Origin of the sequence: uncultured Intestinimonas sp. (assembly GCF_944387245.1) — a bacterium.
Lineage (GTDB): Bacteria > Bacillota > Clostridia > Oscillospirales > Oscillospiraceae > Intestinimonas.
The window spans coordinates 1-3,427 of record NZ_CALXEE010000131.1 but is presented as its reverse complement, the minus strand read 5'-3'; the positions used below and the strand labels follow the sequence as shown (position 1 = coordinate 3,427).

Below are 3,427 nucleotides of genomic sequence, written 5' to 3'. Positions count from 1 at the left end.
CCCCCGGAAGATCATCTTCGCCCCCGTCCCCCGCAACGCCACCGGCAAGATCGAAAAGCCCAGGCTCCGGGAGCAGTGCTGCTCCACCCGCCTGGTGGAGGCCCAGAGCACCAGCTGAGGCCGACCCAATCAAAAACAAGAAGGTCCCGAAACAGCGTGCTGTTTCGGGACCTTCTGTCTTTTTTTGTTATTCCAGGGGGAGACCGGTGAGGTAGCGGCGGACCAGGTCGAAGGCGTGGTGGGCGGAGCGGTTGCGGATGCCCGCCCGGCCGGAGGCCCCCAGGCGGAGCTCCTTCACGTAGCAGAAGTCGGGCCCCGCCAGGGCCACATAGACGAGACCCACCGGATTGCCCCGGTCGTCGCGGTCGGGGCCGGCCACCCCGGTGGTGGAGACGGCCAGGTCGCAGCCCAGCACCCGCCGGGCGCCCTGGGCCATGGCCTGGGCCACCTGGGCGGAGACAGCGCCGTACCGGTCCAGCAGGTCCTGGGGCACCCCCAGCACATTGTGCTTGACGGCGTCGGTGTAGCTCACCACGCCGCCCATGAGGACGGAGGAGGCGCCGGGCAGGTCGGTGATGCGCTTGGCCACCAGGCCGCCGGTGCAGCTCTCGGCGGTGCCGAAGGTGAGGCCCTTGTCCTTCAGGAGCTGGAGGACGGCGGACTCCAGGTTCTTCACGTCGGCGCCGTAGACCAGGGGGCCGAAGAGGGCCCGGATGTCGGCCTCCACCGGGGCGATGAGAGCGTAAGCGGTCTCCTTGTTGGGGGCGTGGGCGGTGATGCGCAGCTCGCACTCCCCCTCCTTGGCGTAAGGGGCCAGGGTGGGGTTGGTCATGGCGTTCATGCGCTCCCGGAGCCGGGCCTCCATGGCGGACTCTCCGATGCCGAAGAGCTTCAGGGTGCGGGAGAGGATGACCCCGTCGGAGAGGGACTGGAGGTAGGGGAGGGCCCGGTGCTCGAACATGGCCCGGCACTCCCGGGGAGGACCGGGGAGCATGAGTACCCGGACGCCGCCGGATTCAAAGGCGCAGCCGGGAGCGGTGCCCCAGTCGTTGTCAAAGACGGTGCAGCCCTGGGGGAGCATGGCCTGCTGGAGGTTGTTCTCCGTCATGGGCCGGTCGGGGTGGAGCCGGCGGAAGTAGTCGGCGATGCGGTCGGCGGAGGGCTGGTGAAAGACCAGGGGCAGGCCGAAGGCGGCGGCCAGAGTCTGCTTGGTGAGGTCGTCGCAGGTGGGCCCCAGGCCGCCGGTGGTGATGATGATGTCGGCCCGGCCCTTGGCGATGTCCACGGCGGCGCGGAGCCGGTCAGGGTTATCCCCCACCACGGTGTGGTAGTAGACGTTGATACCCATGGCGGACAGGCCCTGGGAGATCATCTGGGCATCGGTGTTGGCGATGTTGCCCAGCAAAAGCTCAGTGCCGACGGCGATGAGCTCGGCGGTATAGGACATGGTAAAGACCTCTTTTTTCATGGGATGGGTGGGGAGCGCACACTGCGCAAACTTGGGTTGGCCGCCCGCAAAACCTTCCCCCCCAGGGGGGAAGGTGCCCCAGTGCGCACACTGGGGCGGATGAGGGGGCGTCCGGGGATGAAGATGCGGATTCGTCGACTCTGCCTTAGAATGACGGAGGGAGGGGCGTGGTTTGGCGCGCCGAGGTCGTCGCGCCCCACAACAACCTGGTACCGTGGGCGCGTCTGGGAAGCCGCGTCCCACAAACAGTGCGATGCTGTGGACGGGTGTCAGCCCAGCTGGACCCGCTCGATGCCCTCCAGGGCCTCCTTCACCAGGCCGTCGATGTCCAGGGGGGCCTCGATGGCCTCCACGTTCTCCAGGCGGGGCCGGGTCCGGGGGTGGCGGGGGGTAAAGACGGTGCAGCAGTCCTCGTAGGGCAGAATGGAGGTCTCAAAGGTGCCGATCTTGCGGGAAAGGCGCACCACCTCCTCCTTGTCCATGCCCACCAGGGGACGGAAGACGGGCAGGTCGGTGACGGCGCCGGTGACGGCCATGGCGTCCATGGTCTGGGAGGCCACCTGGCCCAGGGACTCGCCGGTGATGATGGCGTGGCAGCCGGTGCGGTGGGCCACCCCCTCGGCGATGCGCATCATGAACCGGCGCATGAGGAGGGTGAAGTAGTCCTCGGGGCAGGAGCGGCGCAGCTCCTCCTGGATGTGGGTGAAGGGTACCACGTGGACGGTGAGCCGCCCGGTCCAGGGGGTGAGGAGCTTTGCCAGGTCCAGCACCTTCTGCTTGGCCTCGGGGGAGGTGTAGGGGTAGGAGTAGAAGTGGATCATCTCCAGGGCCACGCCCCGCTTGGCCATCATCCAGGAGGCCACGGGGGAGTCGATGCCGCCGCTGAGCATGCTCAGGGCACGGCCGCTGGTGCCCACGGGGAGGCCGCCGGCGCCGGGCTCCGGGTCGGCATGGACGAAGGCGGCGTAGTCCCGGACCTCCAGGTGGACGGTGAGCTCAGGGTTGTGGACGTCCACGGTGAGGTTGGGGTAGAGGTCGTCCAGCTCCCCGCCCACCCACTGGCTCAGGGCGATGGAGGTCATGGGGAAGGTCTTGTCGGCCCGCTTGGACTCCACCTTGAAGGTCTTGGCCCTGGAGAGCTGGTCCCCCAGGTAGCTCTTGGCGGTCTCCAGCATGGCCTCCTTGGTCTTTTCGCAGGCCTTGGCCCGGCTGAGTCCCACCACGCCGAAGACGTGCTTCATGGCCTCGTAGGCGGCGTCCATGTCGCAGTCCTCGCTCTGGGGCTCCACGTAGGTGGTGGACTGACGGGTGTAGACCTTGAATTTGCCCAGGTGCTTCAGCCGCCGGGCGATGTTGGCCCGCATCTTGTCTTCAAAGGTGTATCGGTTGGTCCCCTTCAGGACCATCTCCCCCTGCTTGAGCAGGATCATCTCGGTCATAAACTGTGCCTCTTTTCCCATTGTTTGTTCCAATATCGAGAGACATTATATCGAAAGACCAAAGAAATGTCCAGGGAAAAGCGAGAAGCAGGCAAGCGCCAAATCAAAAATCATGACGATTGCCGCAATCTGCCCCCAAATGCTCAAATACACCGACAATGTGCTCTATTTTATGAAAACACTCCGGGTCAGATAAGGTGTCATCCAGCAGGATTTCATGTATCTGGCGAAGGGCTTGGTAACTGGCGGATTCCAACATCTCCGGCGCAGTCAGATCAAGTTGAGGAAAGCTCACGGACATTTGATGATTTTCCAGAAGTTTTGACAAAAGAGATACTGCAAGCTCCATAAAAATGCTCCTTTTTTTAGAGTGGACCAATATTGGTCCTATTATATCACCTCATTTCCATAAAATAAAGAAAAATGGACCCAAAGCAGTCCAGGAGGTGAGGACATGGAGGAGCAGAAGATCAAGCAGGATGAGATTCGGATTGGTGAGAACATCCGCCGTGTCCGAAGA

Annotated in this window: 3 protein-coding genes; all 3 read right to left on the bottom strand. The window is 63.9% G+C overall.

The window, feature by feature from the left end; all coding sequences use genetic code 11:
• Positions 1–187: 187 nt before the first annotated feature.
• The 3 genes from Q0K15_RS10995 to Q0K15_RS10985 all read right to left on the bottom strand — a co-directional run bounded on the left by Q0K15_RS10995 (position 188) and on the right by Q0K15_RS10985 (position 3,256).
• Positions 188–1,447 (bottom strand): competence/damage-inducible protein A, encoded by a 1,260-nt coding sequence (locus Q0K15_RS10995; protein WP_294515889.1) that lies wholly within the window; start codon positions 1,445–1,447, stop codon positions 188–190.
• Positions 1,448–1,737: 290 nt separating this feature from the next.
• Positions 1,738–2,907, bottom strand: a complete 1,170-nt coding sequence (gene thiI, locus Q0K15_RS10990; RefSeq protein WP_294515888.1) for a tRNA uracil 4-sulfurtransferase ThiI — start codon at positions 2,905–2,907, stop codon at positions 1,738–1,740.
• Between the two features lie 103 nt (positions 2,908–3,010).
• Positions 3,011–3,256 carry a hypothetical protein gene (locus Q0K15_RS10985; RefSeq protein ID WP_294515887.1) on the bottom strand — a complete coding sequence of 82 codons (246 nt, stop codon included), beginning with the start codon at positions 3,254–3,256 and terminating at the stop codon, positions 3,011–3,013.
• Positions 3,257–3,427 lie beyond the last annotated feature (171 nt).

Coding starts and splice junctions, on each gene's coding strand:
- Q0K15_RS10995 (WP_294515889.1), bottom strand. CDS start 1,447: ATGTCCTATACCGCCGAGCTCATCGCCGTCGGCACTGAGCTTTTGCTG.
- thiI (WP_294515888.1), bottom strand. CDS start 2,907: ATGACCGAGATGATCCTGCTCAAGCAGGGGGAGATGGTCCTGAAGGGG.
- Q0K15_RS10985 (WP_294515887.1), bottom strand. CDS start 3,256: ATGGAGCTTGCAGTATCTCTTTTGTCAAAACTTCTGGAAAATCATCAA.